Source organism: Dyella sp. 2RAB6, assembly GCF_052115385.1.
GTDB lineage: Bacteria > Pseudomonadota > Gammaproteobacteria > Xanthomonadales > Rhodanobacteraceae > Dyella_D.
In genome coordinates this window covers 633,850-650,386 of record NZ_JBFRGP010000001.1, presented here as the reverse complement: position 1 = coordinate 650,386, position 16,537 = coordinate 633,850, and the positions used below count along the sequence as shown (strand labels likewise).

Annotated in this window: 14 protein-coding genes; 9 read left to right on the top strand and 5 right to left on the bottom strand. The window is 67.7% G+C overall.

Annotation, left to right across the window (positions count from 1 at the left end):
* Positions 1-16: 16 nt before the first annotated feature.
* From eno to AB4083_RS02825, 3 genes are all read right to left on the bottom strand, one after another.
* Positions 17-1,330, bottom strand: coding sequence for a phosphopyruvate hydratase (gene eno, locus AB4083_RS02835; RefSeq protein ID WP_441606232.1), 1,314 nt, complete (start codon positions 1,328-1,330; stop codon positions 17-19).
* Positions 1,331-1,483: 153 nt separating this feature from the next.
* Positions 1,484-2,317 carry a 3-deoxy-8-phosphooctulonate synthase gene (kdsA, locus tag AB4083_RS02830; protein ID WP_441606231.1) on the bottom strand — a complete coding sequence of 278 codons (834 nt, stop codon included), beginning with the start codon at positions 2,315-2,317 and terminating at the stop codon, positions 1,484-1,486.
* Positions 2,314-4,014: a CTP synthase gene (locus AB4083_RS02825; RefSeq protein WP_441606230.1), complete on the bottom strand. Its 1,701-nt coding sequence runs from the start codon at positions 4,012-4,014 to the stop codon at positions 2,314-2,316. Before AB4083_RS02825 ends, kdsA begins: the two co-directional genes overlap by 4 nt.
* A 132-nt stretch (positions 4,015-4,146) precedes the next feature.
* Between AB4083_RS02825 and AB4083_RS02820 the strand changes: the two genes are divergently transcribed.
* From AB4083_RS02820 to AB4083_RS02810, 3 genes are all read left to right on the top strand, one after another.
* Complete coding sequence (locus tag AB4083_RS02820; RefSeq protein WP_441606229.1) at positions 4,147-5,943, top strand: aminopeptidase P family protein; 1,797 nt, start codon at positions 4,147-4,149, stop codon at positions 5,941-5,943.
* 119 nt (positions 5,944-6,062) lie between these two features.
* A complete protein-coding gene (gene parE, locus AB4083_RS02815; RefSeq protein WP_441606228.1) occupies positions 6,063-7,952 on the top strand; it encodes a DNA topoisomerase IV subunit B in 1,890 nt (629 codons plus the stop codon).
* 200 nt (positions 7,953-8,152) lie between these two features.
* Complete coding sequence (locus AB4083_RS02810) at positions 8,153-8,674, top strand: 3-hydroxyanthranilate 3,4-dioxygenase (protein ID WP_441606227.1); 522 nt, start codon at positions 8,153-8,155, stop codon at positions 8,672-8,674.
* A gap of 55 nt (positions 8,675-8,729) precedes the next feature.
* Here AB4083_RS02810 and AB4083_RS02805 read toward each other — a convergent pair whose 3' ends face one another.
* A complete protein-coding gene (locus AB4083_RS02805) occupies positions 8,730-9,281 on the bottom strand; it encodes an NUDIX hydrolase (RefSeq protein ID WP_441606226.1) in 552 nt (183 codons plus the stop codon).
* A 208-nt stretch (positions 9,282-9,489) separates the two neighbouring features.
* On the opposite strand from AB4083_RS02805, the gene AB4083_RS02800 reads away from it, so the two are divergent.
* Both AB4083_RS02800 and AB4083_RS02795 read left to right on the top strand, forming a co-directional pair.
* Positions 9,490-10,968, top strand: a complete 1,479-nt coding sequence (locus AB4083_RS02800) for an amino acid permease (RefSeq protein WP_441606225.1) — start codon at positions 9,490-9,492, stop codon at positions 10,966-10,968.
* 86 nt (positions 10,969-11,054) lie between these two features.
* Positions 11,055-12,497 (top strand): amino acid permease, encoded by a 1,443-nt coding sequence (locus AB4083_RS02795; protein ID WP_441606224.1) that lies wholly within the window; start codon positions 11,055-11,057, stop codon positions 12,495-12,497.
* Positions 12,498-12,982: 485 nt separating this feature from the next.
* Here the strand turns inward: AB4083_RS02795 and AB4083_RS02790 are convergent, their stop codons facing one another.
* The gene (locus AB4083_RS02790) at positions 12,983-13,312 is read right to left on the bottom strand and encodes a high-potential iron-sulfur protein (protein ID WP_441606223.1); all 330 of its coding nucleotides are present in this window, start codon (positions 13,310-13,312) and stop codon (positions 12,983-12,985) included.
* Between the two features lie 174 nt (positions 13,313-13,486).
* Here AB4083_RS02790 and AB4083_RS02785 point away from each other — a divergent pair, with 174 nt between their 5' ends.
* From AB4083_RS02785 to AB4083_RS02770, 4 genes are all read left to right on the top strand, one after another.
* Complete coding sequence (locus AB4083_RS02785; RefSeq protein WP_441606222.1) at positions 13,487-14,134, top strand: methylthioribulose 1-phosphate dehydratase; 648 nt, start codon at positions 13,487-13,489, stop codon at positions 14,132-14,134.
* On the top strand, positions 14,131-14,700 hold the full coding sequence (locus AB4083_RS02780; protein ID WP_441606221.1) for a 1,2-dihydroxy-3-keto-5-methylthiopentene dioxygenase: 570 nt from the start codon (positions 14,131-14,133) through the stop codon (positions 14,698-14,700). Before AB4083_RS02785 ends, AB4083_RS02780 begins: the two co-directional genes overlap by 4 nt.
* A gap of 91 nt (positions 14,701-14,791) precedes the next feature.
* Entirely contained in the window at positions 14,792-15,478 is a 687-nt protein-coding gene (mtnC, locus tag AB4083_RS02775) for an acireductone synthase (RefSeq protein WP_441606220.1), read from the top strand.
* A gap of 17 nt (positions 15,479-15,495) precedes the next feature.
* Entirely contained in the window at positions 15,496-16,536 is a 1,041-nt protein-coding gene (locus AB4083_RS02770; protein WP_441606219.1) for a C13 family peptidase, read from the top strand.
* Position 16,537: the final 1 nt, after the last annotated feature.

Below are 16,537 nucleotides of genomic sequence, written 5' to 3'. Positions count from 1 at the left end.
AGGCGGGTCTGCCCGATCAGCCCGGCAGCTGAGCCAGGCTCGGGAAGGCGTCGCGGCCGGCGTAGCGCGCGGCGGCGCCGAGCTGTTCCTCGATGCGCAGCAGCTGGTTGTACTTGGCCACGCGGTCGGTGCGGCACAGCGAACCGGTCTTGATCTGGGTCGCGGTAGTGGCCACGGCGATATCGGAAATGGTGGTGTCCTCGGTCTCGCCCGAACGGTGCGACACGATCGCGGCGTACTTGGCGGCGTCGGCCATGGCGATCGCTTCGAGCGTCTCCGACAGCGTGCCGATCTGGTTCACCTTGATCAGGATCGCGTTGGCGATGTGCTTGTCGATGCCTTCGCGGAAGATCGCCGGGTTGGTCACGAACAGGTCGTCGCCGACCAGCTGCACCTGCTTGCCGATGGTGTCGGTGAGCAGCTTCCAGCCGTCCCAGTCGCCTTCGGCCATGCCGTCTTCGATGGTGACGATCGGGTACTGCTTCGCCCAGCTCGCCAGCAGGTCGACGAACTGCGCGGGCGTGTAGAGCTTGCCCTCGCCTTCCAGGTCGTACTTGCCGTTCTTGAAGAACTCGGAGCTGGCCACGTCCAGGCCCAGCAGGATGTCGCTACCGATCTTGTAGCCGGTGGTGTTGACGGCTTCGAGGATGGTGTCCAGCGCCTCGATGTTCGAACGCAGGTTCGGCGCGAAGCCGCCCTCGTCGCCCACCGCGGTGTTCAGGCCCTTGCCCTTCAGCACGCTCTTCAGCGCGTGGAAGATCTCGGTGCCGGCGCGCAGCGCCTCGGCGAAGCTGGGCAGGCCGACCGGCAGCACCATGAACTCCTGCACGTCGACGTTGTTATCGGCATGCGCGCCGCCGTTGATGATGTTCATCATCGGCACCGGCAGCGCGCCGGGCTTGCCGGTGGTGCCGTTGATGCTGGCCAGGTACTGCCACAGCGGGCGGCCCTGCTGCGCGGCCACCGCGTGGGCGGCAGCCATCGACACGCCGAGGATGGCGTTGGCGCCGAGCTTGCCCTTGTTCGGGGTGCCGTCCAGCGCGATCAGCTTCGCGTCCAGGCCGCCCTGGTCGGCCGCGTCGAAACCCTTGAGCGCACCGGCGATCGCGCCGTTGACGTTGCCCACCGCCTGTTTCACGCCCTTGCCCAGGTAACGCGACTTGTCGCCGTCACGCAGCTCCACCGCTTCGCGGGTACCGGTGGACGCGCCGCTGGGCACCGCCGCGCGACCGAAGCCGCCGCCGGCCAGGGTCACTTCCGCTTCGAGCGTGGGGTTGCCGCGGGAGTCGAGGATTTCGCGGGCGTGGATGCGGGTGATGTCGGTGCTCATGCAGTTCCTGTCCAGAGGGGGCGAAGAGGGCGAGCTAAAAAACGGTAACCGTATCTTCGTCACCCCGGCGGACGCTGGGGTCCAGTGCCTTGAAGGCGCTGGATTCCAGCTTGCGCTGGAATGACGGAGCGGTGGGGCGATGTACCTTGGTGTTCAGAGCGTCTGCTCGAGGAAGCCATGACGCTTGGTCACGGCGTCCAGCTCCATCAGCGTTTCCAGCAGCGCTTCCATCTTGTCGAGTGGCCAGGCATTGGGGCCGTCGCTGAGCGCCTTGCTCGGGTCCGGATGGGTCTCGGCGAACAGGCCGGCCACGCCGACCGCAATCGCCGCGCGCGCCAGCACCGGCACGAATTCGCGCTGGCCGCCGGAACTGGTGCCCTGCCCGCCGGGCAACTGCACCGAATGCGTGGCGTCGAACACCACCGGGCAGCCGGTGTCGCGCATCACCGCGAGCGAGCGCATGTCCGAGACCAGGTTGTTGTAGCCGAAGCTGGCGCCGCGCTCGCATACGAGAATGTCGTCGTTGCCCACGGCCTTAGCCTTGTCCACGACGTTCTTCATGTCCCACGGCGCCAGGAACTGGCCCTTCTTGATGTTCACCGGCTTGCCGGCGCGCGCCACCGCCTGGATGAAATCGGTCTGGCGGCACAGGAAGGCCGGGGTCTGCAGCACGTCGACCACCGAGGCCACCTCGGCGAACGGGGTGTACTCGTGCACGTCGGTGAGCAGCGGCACGCCGACCTGGCGCTTCACTTCACCGAGGATGCGCAGGCCTTCTTCCATCCCTAGGCCGCGGAAGCTGTTGCCGGAGGAACGGTTGGCTTTGTCGAAGCTGGACTTGAAGATGAAGTTGACGCCGAGCCGGCCGGTGATTTCCTTCAGCTTGCCGGCGGTATCGACCTGCAGCTGCTCCGACTCGACCACGCAGGGGCCGGCGATCAGGAACAGCGGCTGGTCCTGGCCGACCTCGAAACCGCACAACTTCATGCGACGTTCTCCCTGGTGCCCGGGGTGGTCGCCTGCGCCGGTGCGGCCAGGCGCTCGCCTTCGCGCACCGTCTTGTATTCGCGCGCCGAACGCACGAAGCCGATGAACAGCGGATGGCCGTCGCGCGGGGTGGAGGTGAATTCCGGATGCGCCTGGCAGCCGAGGAACCACGGGTGCTGCTGCTGCGGCAGCTCGACGATCTCCACCAGCAGGTCGTCCATCGACTTGCCGGAGATCACCATGCCCAAGTCCTCGAACGACTGGCGATAGCGGTTGTTGAACTCGTAGCGGTGGCGATGGCGCTCGCGCACCACTTCCTGGCCGTACAGCTCGCGCGCCAGGGTGCCGGCCTTGAGGCGGCACTCCTGCGCGCCCAGGCGCATGGTGCCGCCCAGGTCCGAGCGCTCGGTGCGCGTCTCGGTCTCGCCGGCGGCGGTGGTCCACTCGGTGATCAGCGCGATCACCGGGTCCGGCGTATTGCGGTCGTTCTCGCTGGAATCGGCGGCGGCCAGGCCGGCCACGTGGCGGGCGAAATCCACCACCGCGGCGTGCATGCCGTAGCAGATGCCGAAGTACGGCACGCCGTGCTCGCGGGCGTACCTGGCGGCCAGCACCTTGCCCTCGAAGCCGCGCTTGCCGAAGCCGCCCGGCACCAGGATGGCGTCGACGCCGCCCAGCACCTTGGCCGCACCCTCGGCTTCCACCTGCTCGGAATCGACCCACTGCAGGTTGACCCGCGTCTGCTGCTTGATGCCGCCGTGGCGCAGGGCTTCGCCCAGCGACTTGTAGGCATCTTTGTGCTCGACGTACTTGCCGACGATGGCCACGTTGACCTCGTCCTTCGGATGCTCCACCGCGTCCACGGTGCGCTGCCAGGCGGACAGGTCGGCCGGGCCGGCGTCGAGGCCGAAGCGCTTGACCACGATCTCGTCCAGGCCCTGCTTGTGCAGCCACAGCGGCTGCTTGTAGATGATGTCCACGTCGGTAGCGCTGATCACCGCCTGCTCCGGCACGTTGGTGAACAGCGCGATCTTGCGGCGCTCGCCGTCGGGCAGGTGCTGCTCGCAGCGGCACAGCAGCACGTCCGGCTGGATGCCGATCGAGCGCAGCTCCTTCACCGAGTGCTGGGTGGGCTTGGTCTTGATCTCGCCGGCGGCCTTGATGTACGGCACCAGGGTCAGGTGCATGAACAGGCACTTCTCCGGGCCGTGCTCGATGCGCAGCTGGCGGATCGCCTCCAGGAACGGCAGCGACTCGATGTCGCCGACGGTGCCGCCGATCTCCACCAGAGCCACGTCGAAGCCGCGGGTGGCCTCGTGGATGCAGTGCTTGATCTCGTCGGTGATGTGCGGGATCACCTGCACGGTGGCGCCGAGATAGTCGCCGCGGCGCTCCTTGCGGATCACCGACTCGTAGATCTTGCCGGTGGTGATCGAGTTCTTGCCGGTCAGGCGGGTGTGGACGAAGCGCTCGTAGTGGCCCAGGTCCAGGTCGGTCTCGGCGCCGTCGTCGGTGACGTAGACCTCGCCGTGCTGGAAGGGGCTCATCGTGCCGGGGTCGACGTTGATGTACGGGTCGAGCTTCATCATGGTGACCGAAAGGCCACGCGCTTCCAGAATGGAAGCCAGCGACGCCGCGGCGATGCCCTTGCCAAGCGAGGACACCACACCGCCGGTGACGAAAATCAGGGGGGTCATGGGATGCAGCCGTGCTGGAAATCGGCATTTTAGCGGAGGTCGCTCCGGGCCGCGAGCGCTACGTTGAAAATTCCTCCGGCGATTCATTGAGGCGCATGCGGACCGGCTCGATCCGACTGCTAGCATGAACGGATGAGCGATCTCATTCCGTCCCGCCTCACCCTGCTGCGCCACGCCATGCGTGGCCACGGCATCGACGCCTGCCTGGTGCCCAGCGCCGACCCGCACCTGTCCGAATACCTGCCCGCCCACTGGCAGGCACGGAGCTGGCTGTCCGGCTTCACCGGCTCGGCCGGCACCCTGCTGGTGACGGCCGACTGGGCCGGGCTGTGGACCGATTCGCGCTACTTCGCCCAGGCCGAGCGCGAACTGGCCGGCAGCGGCGTGGAACTGATGCGCCAGCGCATGCCCAACGTGCCCGAACCCCAGGAATGGCTGCGCCAGCAATTGAGTGAAGGCCAGGCACTGGCCGTGGCCGGCGACAGCCTGCCGCTGGCCAGCCGCGCGCGGCTCGAACGCCAGTTCGAAAGCACCGGCGCACGCCTGCGCACCGACCTGGACCTGCCTGGCGCCGTCTGGGCCGGGCGGCCGCCGCTGCCCGCCGCGCCGGTGACCGAACACCCGATCCGCTATGCCTGCATCGCCCGCGCCGACAAGCTGGCCCGGCTGCGCACCGCCATGCGCAAGCTCGGCGCCAGCCATCACCTGGTCAGCAGCCTGGACGACGTGGCCTGGCTGACCAACCTGCGCGGCAGCGACGTGGAGTGCAATCCGGTGTTCCTGGCCCACCTGCTGGTGGCGGCGGAGGGCCCGGCGGTGCTGTTCGTCGACCGGCGCAAGCTTTCCGACGCGCTGGTCGGTGCGCTCGCCGCCGACGGCGTGCGCATCGCCGACTACGCCACCGTCACCGACGCGCTCGGCGAACTGCGCGCCGGCGACCGCCTGCTGCTGGACGGCCACCGCGTGGCCTGCGCGGTAGCCGACGCGATCGCGCCCGCCGTTCATGCCATCGACGCGGCCAACCCTTCCACCGCGATGAAGGCGCGCAAAAGCGCCGCTGAGCTGGACCACATACGCGAAACGATGCGCCGCGACGGCGCCGCCCTGGCGCGCGCCTTCCGCCGCCTGGAAGAGCGCCTCGCCGCCGGCATGAGCCAGACCGAGCTGGACGTGGACACCCTGCTGCGCGAGGAACGCTCGGCCCAGCCCGACTTCGTCGGCGCAAGCTTCGCCACCATCGCCGGCTACCAGGCCAACGGCGCCCTGCCGCATTACCGCGCCACGCCCGAGCACCACAGCACGCTCAAGCCGCTGGGCCTGCTGCTGGTCGATTCCGGCGGCCAGTACCTGGGCGGCACCACCGACGTCACCCGCGTGCTGGCGCTGGGCGAGACCAGCGCCGAGCAGCGCCGCGACGCCACCCTGGTGCTGAAGGGCCTGATCGCGCTGTCGCGCGCCCGCTTTCCCAAGGGCGCCAGCGGCCCGCAGCTCGATGCGCTGGCGCGGGCGCCGCTGTGGGCCTCGGGCATGGACTATGGCCACGGCACCGGCCACGGCGTCGGCTACTTCCTCAATGTGCACGAGGGGCCGCACGGCATCCGGCCGCCGACCAGCGGCCCGCTGGTGGCGCTGGAGCCGGGCATGCTCAGCTCGATCGAGCCGGGCCTGTACAAGCCGGGCCGGCACGGTATCCGCCACGAGAACCTGGTGGTGGTGGCCGAGGCCGACCAGACCGAGTTCGGCGAATTCCACGCCTTCGAGACCTTGACCCTGTGCCCGTTCGACCGCCGCGCGCTGGAAGCTGGCCTGCTCAACCCCGAGGAGCGCGCCTGGCTGGACGACTACCACGCCCGCGTGCGCGCCGCGCTCAGCCCGCTGCTGGAGGGCGCCGACCTGGTCTGGCTGGAGCGCCACTGCGCGCCGCTGTGAGACAGCAGCCGGCTTGAGCTGGCCGCACTGGCCCGGCCGCGCCGGCTTGACCTCCCTGGCCGGCCACCCCATCCTCCCGCGGCTGTTTCCCCGCTTAACTTCCGGCAGAACCCCCGAGCATGAGCAGTCGCTACAACGCCGCCGACATCGAAGTCCTTTCCGGCCTTGACCCGGTCAAGCGCCGGCCAGGCATGTACACCGACACCAGCCGCCCGAACCACCTGGCGCAGGAAGTCATCGACAACTCGGTGGACGAGGCCCTGGCCGGCCACGCCAGCGCGATCGAGGTGATCGTGTTCACCGACGGCTCGGTGCAGGTCAGCGACGACGGCCGCGGCATGCCGGTGGACATCCATCCGGAGGAAGGCATTCCCGGCGTGGAGCTGATCCTGACCCGCCTGCATGCGGGCGGTAAGTTCTCCGGCAAGAGCTACAACTTCTCCGGCGGCCTGCACGGCGTCGGCGTGTCGGTGGTCAATGCGCTGTCCCAGCGGGTGGAAGTGACCATCCGCCGCGACGGCAGCGAATACCGCATGGCCTTCGAGCACGGCGACCGCGTCAGCGAGCTGGACGTGATCGGCAGCGTGCCGAAGAAGAAGACCGGCACCACCGTGCGCTTCTGGCCGGACCCGAAGTACTTCGATACGCCGAAGATCCTGCTGTCCAAGCTCAAGCACCTGCTGCGCGCCAAGGCCGTGCTGTGCGCCGGCCTCAACGTCAAGCTCACCGACGAAGCCAGCGGCGAAGTCAGCGAATGGCTTTACGAGGACGGCCTGCGCGACTACCTGCGCGGCGAACTGGAAGGCGCCGAGACGCTGCCGGCCGAGCTGTTCGTGCATCACGTGCAGCGCGAGACCGAAGGCCTGGACGTCGCCCTGGCCTGGCTGCCGGAAGGCGAACTGGTACAGGAGAGCTACGTCAACCTGATTCCCACCGCGCAGGGCGGCACCCATGTGAACGGCCTGCGCAGCGGCCTGACCAATGCCGTGCGCGAGTTCTGCGATATCCGCAACCTGCTGCCGCGCGGCGTGAAGCTGGCGCCGGAAGACGTGTGGGAGCGGCTGTCCTTCGTGCTGTCCGCCAAGCTGCAGGACCCGCAGTTCGCCGGCCAGACCAAGGAGCGCCTCTCTTCGCGCAACGCCGCCGCCCTGGTCGAAGGCGTGGTGCACGATGCCTTCAGCCTGTGGCTGAACCAGAACGTCGAACTGGGCGAGCGCATCGCGCAGCTGGCGATCGAGCGCGCCAGCGCGCGCCTGAAAGCGTCCAAGCAGGTCATCCGCAAGAAGATCACCCAGGGGCCCGCCCTGCCCGGCAAGCTGGCCGACTGCACCGCCACCGACCTCAATCGCACTGAACTGTTCCTGGTCGAGGGCGACTCCGCCGGCGGCAGCGCCAAGCAGGCGCGCGACAAGGAATTCCAGGCGATCCTGCCGCTGCGCGGCAAGATCCTCAACACCTGGGAAGTGGAATCGGGCTCGGTGCTCGGCTCCGAGGAAGTACACAACCTGGCCGTGGCGATCGGTTGCGATCCCGGCAAGGACGACTTGAGCGGCCTGCGCTACGGCAAGGTGATCATCCTGGCCGACGCCGACTCCGACGGCCTGCATATCGCCACCCTGCTGTGCGCGCTGTTCCTGCGCCACTTCCCGACCCTGGTGCGCGACGGCCACGTGTTCGTGGCGATGCCGCCGCTGTTCCGCGTGGACGTGGGCAAGCAGGTGTTCTACTGCCTGGACGAGAACGAAAAGACCGCGCTGCTGCAGCGGATCGAGCGCGAGAAGATGAAGGGCCAGGTTTCCACCACCCGCTTCAAGGGCCTGGGCGAGATGAATCCCGGACAGCTGCGCGAGTCCACCGTCCATCCGGATACGCGCCGCCTGGTGCAGCTCACCGTCGAGGACGGCGAGGGCACGGCGAAGCTGATGGATATGCTGCTGGCGAAGAAGCGCGCGAGCGATCGGAAGGCGTGGCTGGAAGAGAAAGGCGATCTGGCGACGCTTGAGGTTTAAGGCTTTAAAGCCCCTCTCCCGTCGGGAGGGGGGTTGGGGTGAGGGTACGGACGAAGTGATGCGCCCCACTCCGCCCGCACCCTGATCCGGCTGCCGCCACCTTCTCCCGCAGGGAGAAGGGCTCCAGATTGAAGACTGGGAGTTAGCGAAGCGCATGCGGCAGCGCTAAGGTACGCGCACCTCATCCGAACCCTTCCGCCATGGCCCTCACGCCACCGCTGGACCTGCAACGCTGGATCGACGAACACCGCCACCTGCTCAAGCCGCCGGTGGGCAACAAGTGCATCGTCGACGGCGACTTCATCGTGATGATCGTCGGCGGCCCGAATGCGCGCACCGACTACCACTACGACGAAGGTCCGGAATTCTTCTACCAGCTCGAAGGCGAGATGGTGCTGAAGGTGCAGGACGAAGGCACGGCGCGCGATCTGCCGATCCGCGCCGGCCAGATGTTCTACCTGCCGCCGCGCGTGCCGCACTCGCCGCAGCGCATACCCGATTCGATCGGCCTGGTGATCGAGCGCCGCCGCGTGGCCGGCGAGAAGGATGGCCTGCTGTGGTTCTGCCAGCAGTGCAACCACAAGCTGTTCGAGGAATATTTCACGCTGGACAGCATCGAGCGCGATTTCCCGCCGGTATTCGAGCGCTTCTACCGTTCACTCGAAGCGCGCACCTGCACGCAATGCGGCACCGTGCATCCGGCGCCGGCCAACTATTCGTAGGTTGGGGTGACAACCCCAACATCGTCACGCCGACCGCGCCCTTGTGTTGGGGTTATCACCCCAACCTACCCAGCCATTTCTTAGCCATGCGCCGCAGCGATTCGTCCGCCGATGGATCGGCAGCCATCTCCGCCACCAGCTTCCACGCCAGCGCCAGCGATTCCTCGCTCACCGCGAAATCCTCGCTGCCGGTGGCGCGCACTACGTAGCGCACGTCGTAATGCCAATGACCCGGCTCGGCGGCGCGCTCGGGAATCCAGTGGCAGTCCAGATCGAATGGCACCGGCTCCACCGCGAGCTGCACCAGTCCGGACTCCTCCTCCGCCTCGCGCAGCGCCACGCCGGCCAGGTCGGTATCGCCATCGGCGTGGCCGCCCAGCTGCAGCCAGCGGCCGAGCTTGCGGTGATGGGTCAGCAGCACCCGCGCGCCGTCCGCACTGACCAGCCAGGCCGAGCCGGTGAAATGCCCTGCCGCATGGGCGCGCTCGAACACCGTGGGCGCCGAGCGCAGGAATTCGCCGAAGCGGGCGGCGACCTCGCCCTCGTCCGGATGCGCCTGCGCATAGGCGGTCAAATGGGCGGAAAAAGCCTGGCGATGATCGTGCATGACTTGTGACATATAGGAATGGGATGAAGCTGCCATTGTAGCTGCGGCGCGTCTTGTACCCCTCCCATCGCTCGGCTAAGGTTCGGAGCTTCCGCGCCGGGCGCAACCCGCTTGTGGCGTCGAAATCCTTTGCCGGGCCAGCCTTCTGGGCGACCGTTCGGTAGTCGCCCGAAAAATGACAAGCAGCCATTCCCGGAGGGGGGAACCCATGCTGAAAAACCTGTTTGCGACGACGCAGATTTCGATTGCGTCCGACGATCTGCCGGAGGGCGGCGCGCACGGCGAAGTCACCCTCAAGCGCGCACTGACCGCGCGCCACCTGGTGATGCTGGGCATCGGCGCGATCATCGGCGCGGGTATCTTCGTCATCACCGGACAGGCCGCGGCCCAGCATGCCGGCCCCGCGATCGTGCTGAGCTTCGTGTTCGCCGGCATCGCCTGCGCGCTCGCCGCGCTGTGCTACGCCGAGTTCGCGGCGATGCTGCCGGTTTCCGGCAGCGCCTACTCCTATTCCTATGCCACGCTGGGCGAATACGTCGCCTGGTTCGTCGGCTGGAGCCTGGTGCTGGAATACCTGTTCACCGTGGCCACGGTGGCGGCAGGCTGGTCGGGTTACTTCAACAAGCTGCTGGCCCTGATCAGCGGCTGGATCAACCATGACGTGACCTTGCCGCAGACCCTGGCGTCGGCGCCGTTCACGGTGGTCGATGGCCATATCCAGGCCACCGGCATGTTCATCAACCTGCCGGCGGTGGCGATCATCGCCGCCATCACCGGCCTGTGCTACGTAGGCATCACCCAGTCGGCCTTCGTCAATTCGATCATCGTGGCGATCAAGGTGACGGTGATCCTGCTGTTCATCGCCTTCGCCACCAAGTACATCAATCCGGACAACTGGCACCCCTTCATCCCCGCCTCCGAAGGCGCGTCCAAGTACGGCTGGGCCGGCGTGGGCCGCGCGGCGGCGATCGTGTTCTTCTCCTACATCGGCTTCGACGCGGTCTCCACCGCGGCGGCGGAGGCGAAGAACCCGCAGCGCGACATGCCGATCGGCATCATCGGCTCGCTGATCGTCTGCACCATCCTGTACATCATCGTGGCCGGCATCCTTACCGGCATCGCCGACTTCCGCCTGCTCGGCACGCCGGAGCCGGTGTCCACCGCGCTGGACAACTACCCGAGCCTGCACTGGCTGCAAGTGATCGTGGTGATCGGTGCGGTCACCGGCCTGAGTTCGGTGATCCTGGTGATGCTGATGGGCCAGCCGCGCATCTTCTATTCGATGGCGCGCGACGGCCTGATCCCGGCCGTGTTCGGCCGCATCCACGCGAAGTTCCGCACGCCGCACGTCGGCACCGTGGTGGTCGGCGTGCTCGCCGCCACCCTGGGCGGCCTGTTCAACATCGGCGTGCTGGGCGAGATGGTCGCCATGGGCACCCTGCTGGCCTTCGCCACCGTGTGCGTGGGCGTGCTGGTGCTGCGCTATACGCGCCCCGAGCTGCCGCGTTCGTTCCGGGTGCCGGTGCCGTGGCTGGTCTGCCCGCTCGGCGCGCTGGCCTGCATGGCGCTGTTCCTGCAGTCCTTCCTGGAACACTGGCGCTGGATGCTGACCTGGATCGCGATCGGCCAGGCGATCTATTTCCTCTACGGCTACTCGCACAGCAAGCTGCGCAAGCCGGCCGCCTGATCCCACGCCTACGAGGGCCGGCTCCGCGCCGGCCTTCTCTTTTATAGTCGGCCACGATCCGACACCCGCACCACCCAGGTCCACGCATGCTCAAGCAGCTACTCGCCCGCAAGACCGACTTCTCCGACGCCGACGACTGCCATGGCGGCCCTGCCCTGCGCCGCACCCTGGGCAAATGGGGGATCACGGCGCTGGGCATCGGCGCGGTGATCGGCACCGGCATCTTCGTGGTGACCGGCCAGGCGGCGGCGGAACATGCGGGGCCGGCGGTGCTGATCTCGTTCATGCTGGCGGCGATCTGCAGCGGCTTCACCGCGCTGTGCTATGCGGAATTCGCCACGCTGATCCCGATCTCCGGCAGCTCCTATTCCTACGCCTACGCCACCCTGGGCGAACTGGTGGCGTGGTTCATCGGCTGGAACATGGTGCTGGAATACGGCATCTCCGCCTCCGCGGTGGCGGCCAGCTGGACCGGTTATTTCACCAGCCTGCTCGATCACGTCGGCATCCACCTGCCGATCGCGCTGACCGAGGCGCCGCTGGCGTTCAAGGACGGGCACCTGGTCGCCACCGGCCACCTGCTCAACCTGCCCGCGGTGGCGATCGTGCTGGCGCTGACCTGGCTGTGCTACGTCGGCATCCGCGAGTCGTCGGGCCTGAACGTGCTGATGGTGGCGCTCAAGGTCGGCCTGATCATCGTGGTGGTAGTCGCCGGCTACCGTTATGTGGATCCGGCCAACTGGCATCCCTTCATCCCCGCCGAGCAGGAACCGGGCAAGTACGGCTGGTCCGGCATCATGCGCGGCGCGGCGATGGTGTTCTTCGCCTATATCGGCTTCGAGGCGACCTCCACCGCGGCGCAGGAATGCAAGAACCCGCAGAAGGACCTGCCGTTCGGCACCCTGGTCTCGCTGGTGATCTGCACCGTGCTGTACCTGGCCATGGCGGCGGTGCTTACCGGCCTGATTCCCTACACCGAACTGGGCACCAGCGAGCCGGTGGTGACCGCGATCCGCAACCATCCCGAGCTGGGCTGGCTGCGCCTGGTGGTGGAGATCGGCGCGATGATCGGCCTGTCCTCGGTGATCCTGGTGATGATCATCGCGCAGCCGCGCATCTTCATGATCATGTCGCGCGACGGCCTGCTGCCGCCGGTGTTCAACCGCATCCACCCCAAGCACCGCACGCCGCACCTCAACACGGTGTTCACCGGCATCGGCATCGCCGTGCTGGCCGCGGTGTTCCCGCTGGACCTGCTGGCCGACCTCACCTCGATGGGTACCCTGATCGCCTTCGTGGCGGTCTGCGCCGGCGTGCTGATCCTGCGCTACACCTCGCCGGAGCTGCCGCGGCTGTTCCGCGTGCCGGCGGCCAAGTTCGTGTGTACCGCCGGGGTGATCAGCTGCCTGACCCTGCTGTCCTTCATGGCCTGGTTCAACTGGCTGCTGATGATCGTCTGGACCGTGATCGGCCTGGCCATCTACTTCGGCTACGGCGTGCGCCACAGCCGCCTGCGCCGCGCCTCCTGAGGCGATCTCCGTCGAACGCCCGCCAATGGCGGGCAATCCCGGAAAACGCCCGCGTATGGTGCTCAACTGAACAGAACTGCCGCGAAATGCGCAATCCGCGCCGATTTTTGATGTGCAGTCACGAATAGCGCCATAAGTCTTTGTTATTGCTCGTTTTAACGAGACTTTTTCGGGAAAAATTTTTCGTCCGGACGCCCCAAACGGTGGTTTGGGGAGTAACATCTGCCGTCCGTGGGTAGATCACTTGGCAGTGGGCCCCGGATTGCCGCCCGGCGCGTCAGGCGGGTCAGCTCCTCGGCCTGACGCGTCTGGGCTGCATCTTCTCTCCGGCTAGATCGTTGCTCTCGATCGATACCGCCGACGATGCACTTCCTCTTCTGAAATCGAACGCGCTCCGGCGCGTTCGCGCGTTTTTGCCTGGCCAGAACGCGCGCATGAAAAAGGCCGGCGCAAAGGCCGGCCTCGATCACGCATGCGGGTATCGCTCAGGCTTTCTTCGAATGCGACACGCACCAGCCCTTCGCATTCACCGACTTGCCCGGGAACAACTGGCACGGACCGTAGCCCGAGGCGCCACCCGAATAGAACTGGCAGTTCGAACAAGCGTCGCCGGCCTTGCGCTTGGCGTCCTTGCTCGCGCCCGCGTCCTCGACATAACCCAGCGCCTTCGCGGTCGGATCGTCCGGGCTCACGTGCGGCAGGTCGGCGGCGCGCGCCACGCGCGGCAGCGAGCCGATCATCGCGGCAGCGGCGACGGTGCCGCCGGCGATCTTCAGGAACTGGCGGCGGGACTCGAGTTCTTTGTCGTTCGACATTGGGGACAACCTCCGTCTTGGGGACTTGGCGCCGCGCCGGGCGGCGGATCGGCGGCCATGGTACGCCCGGCCCGCAGCACACCATGAGAATGGCTCGCATTCGGCGCCCGCGCGGTCAAAAGAGCGTACGGACCGGCGTGCTATAGTCCCCTGCCATTTGGACGTCCATATCGCATGAGCCAGGTCCTTCCCTCCTCCATCGCGCCGGAGCTGTTCGCCGAACGCGCCGACGCGATCGCCGACGCCGCGCGCGAGCTGGCGCTGGCCGGCTGGACGCCGGCGACCAGCAGCAATTTCTCCATGCGCATCGACGCGGAGCACGCGGCCATCACCATCTCCGGCCGCGACAAGGGCAAGCTCGGCCGCGACGACATCATGCTGATCGACATGCATGGCAAGGCCGTCGGCACCGCCGCGCGCCCCAGCGCGGAAACCGAACTGCACACGCAGATCTACCGCCGCCTGCCGCAGATGAACGTGGTGCTGCACACCCACTCGCGCACGCAGAGCGTGGCCTCGCGCCTGTTCGCCGCCGACGGCGTGGTGCGCCTGCAAGGCTGGGAGCTGCAGAAGGCCATCGCCGGCGAAACCACCCACGACGCCGCGCTGTCCATCCCGGTGTTCCCCAATACCCAGCACATGCCCGAACTGGTAGCCCAGGTCGACGCCTGGCTCGACAGCGGCAAGCCGCTGCACGCCTACTTGATCGACGGCCACGGCATCTACACCTGGGGCAAGGACATGGCGGAAACCCGCCGCCACCTGGAAGCCCTGGAGTTCCTGCTGGGCTGTGAAATGGACCTGAGGAGACTGTCCGCATGAGCCGCCTGCGCATTTTCGACGAGCAGCGCCCCGACGCGCCGCTGTCCATCCACACCGAGCACGCCGCCATCGCGCGCGAGCTGGGCCGGGTCGGCGTGCGCTTCGAGCAGTGGGAAGCCGGCCAGCCGATCGCCCCGGGCGCCAGCCAGGACGAAGTGATCGCCGCCTACCGCGCCGACATCGACCGCCTGATGAGCACCGAGGGCTACCAGGCCGTCGACGTGATTAGCCTCAAGCCGGACCACCCCGAGCGCGCCACGCTGCGCCAGAAGTTCCTCAGCGAGCACACCCACAGCGAGGACGAAGTGCGCTTCTTCGTCGCCGGCGCCGGCCAGTTCACCCTGCACATCGACGGCAAGGTCTACGACGTGCTGTGCGAACAGGGCGACCTGATCGGCGTGCCGGACGGCACGCGTCACTGGTTCGACATGAGCGAGGCGCCCTACTTCGTGGCGATCCGCCTGTTCACCAACAAGGACGGCTGGGTCGCCAACTTCACCGGCGAGGACATCGCCCAGCGCTTCCCGCGCATGCTGCCGCACGACTCGGGGAAGGCGGCGGCCTGAATCGCTCCGCGCCCGCCGGCGCGGCTAAGCTTGCTTCTCCGGGCCCGGCATGACGGGCCCGCGTTTCCGTCATCGCTTCCACGGCTAGCCCATGACCGTCATCCGCGCCATCGTCACCGATATCGAAGGCACCACCAGCTCGATCAGCTTCGTCAAGGACGTGCTGTTCCCGTACGCGCGCAAGCGCCTGCCGGCCTATGTGGAAACCCACGTCGACACGCCCGAGGTGCAGCACTGGCTGCACGAGGCGGCCAAGGAAGCCGGCCTGGTCGAAGCCAGCCGCCAGGAGATCATCGAGCTGCTGCTGCGCTGGATCGACGAGGACCGCAAGTCCACCGCGCTCAAGGCGCTGCAGGGCATGATCTGGAAGGACGGCTACGCCGGTGGCGAATACCGCTCGCACATGTACCCGGAAGTCGCCGCGCGCCTGCGCCAATGGCGCGGCGATGGCCTGCGCCTGTACGTGTATTCCTCCGGCTCGGTGGCCGCGCAGAAGCTGCTGTTCCAGTACAGCGAGGCCGGTGACCTCACCCCGCTGTTCGCCGGCTATTTCGATACCGAGACCGGCCCCAAGCGCGAGCAGGCTTCCTACGAGAAGATCGCCGCGGCGATCGGCGAACTGCCGGAGCACCTGCTGTTCCTCTCCGACATCGTGGAGGAACTGGACGCCGCCAAGGCCGCCGGCCTGCACACCGCCTGGCTGCTGCGCCCGCCGCTGGCGCTGCCGGCCGAGCCGCGCCATCCCGCCTATACCGACTTCGACGCCATCAACCCCTGAGCTCCGCGTCCGCCGCCATGCGCATTGCCCTGACCGCCCTGCTCGCCTTCGCCGCCGGCGTGCTGCTGACCCTGCTGGCACACCACGCCGCACCCGCACTGGGCGAGGCGCGCCACGCCGCCGTACCGGCCGTCGCGGCAAGCGCGGCTCCAGCCCGCGCGCTGCCCGCCATCGCCAACTCGGCCGAGCTGCCCGCGCCCGCGGATGACGAAGCCGACCGCTGGCCGGAAAAAGCCTCGACACCCGAACAGGTCGCCTACGCCCAGCCGCGCCTGCTGCACGACGCCTTGGCCAGACTGGGACCGCGCGTGGCGGGCACGCCGAACCTCTACGTCGTGGCCTTCGCCGGCGACGGCGGCGAAGACGTGTTCCACAACGAGGTCGAATACGCCGGCAAGCTGTTCGCCGACCGCTTCGGCGCCAGCGTGCACCCGCTGCTGCTGGCCAACAGCCCGGACACGCTCGACACCCGCCCGCTGGCCACCTGGAGCAACCTCGACAACGCGCTGGATGCGCTGTCCGGCGTGATGAAGAAGGACGAGGACATCCTCGTGCTCTACCTCACCTCGCACGGCGACCCGGACCACAACCTGCTGGTCGACATGGACCCGCTGCCGCTGGACCAGATCGGCGCGCCGGACCTGGCCGGCATCCTGGCCAAGCACGCCTTCAAGTGGAAAGTGGTGGTGGTGAACGCCTGCTACTCCGGCGGCTTCGTGCCGCCGCTGAAAGGCCCCGGCACCCTGGTGCTCACCGCCGCGCGCGCCGACCGCAGCTCGTTCGGCTGCGGCAGCGATTCCGACATCACGTATTTCGGCCGCGCCTGGCTGGTCGATGCGATGAACCGAACCTCCGATTTCATCGCCGCCTTCCAGCAGGCCAGGAGCGAGATCGCGCAGTGGGAAACCCGCGACCATCTCACCCCATCCGAACCGCAGATCGACATCGGCAGCGGCATCGCCGACCAGCTTGCGCGCTGGCGCGGGCATGTGAAGCCCGGCGCGGCGGTGGCGTTCGATCCGGCGCATGCGGAGCTTGCACCGGCGGGACAGCGTTAAA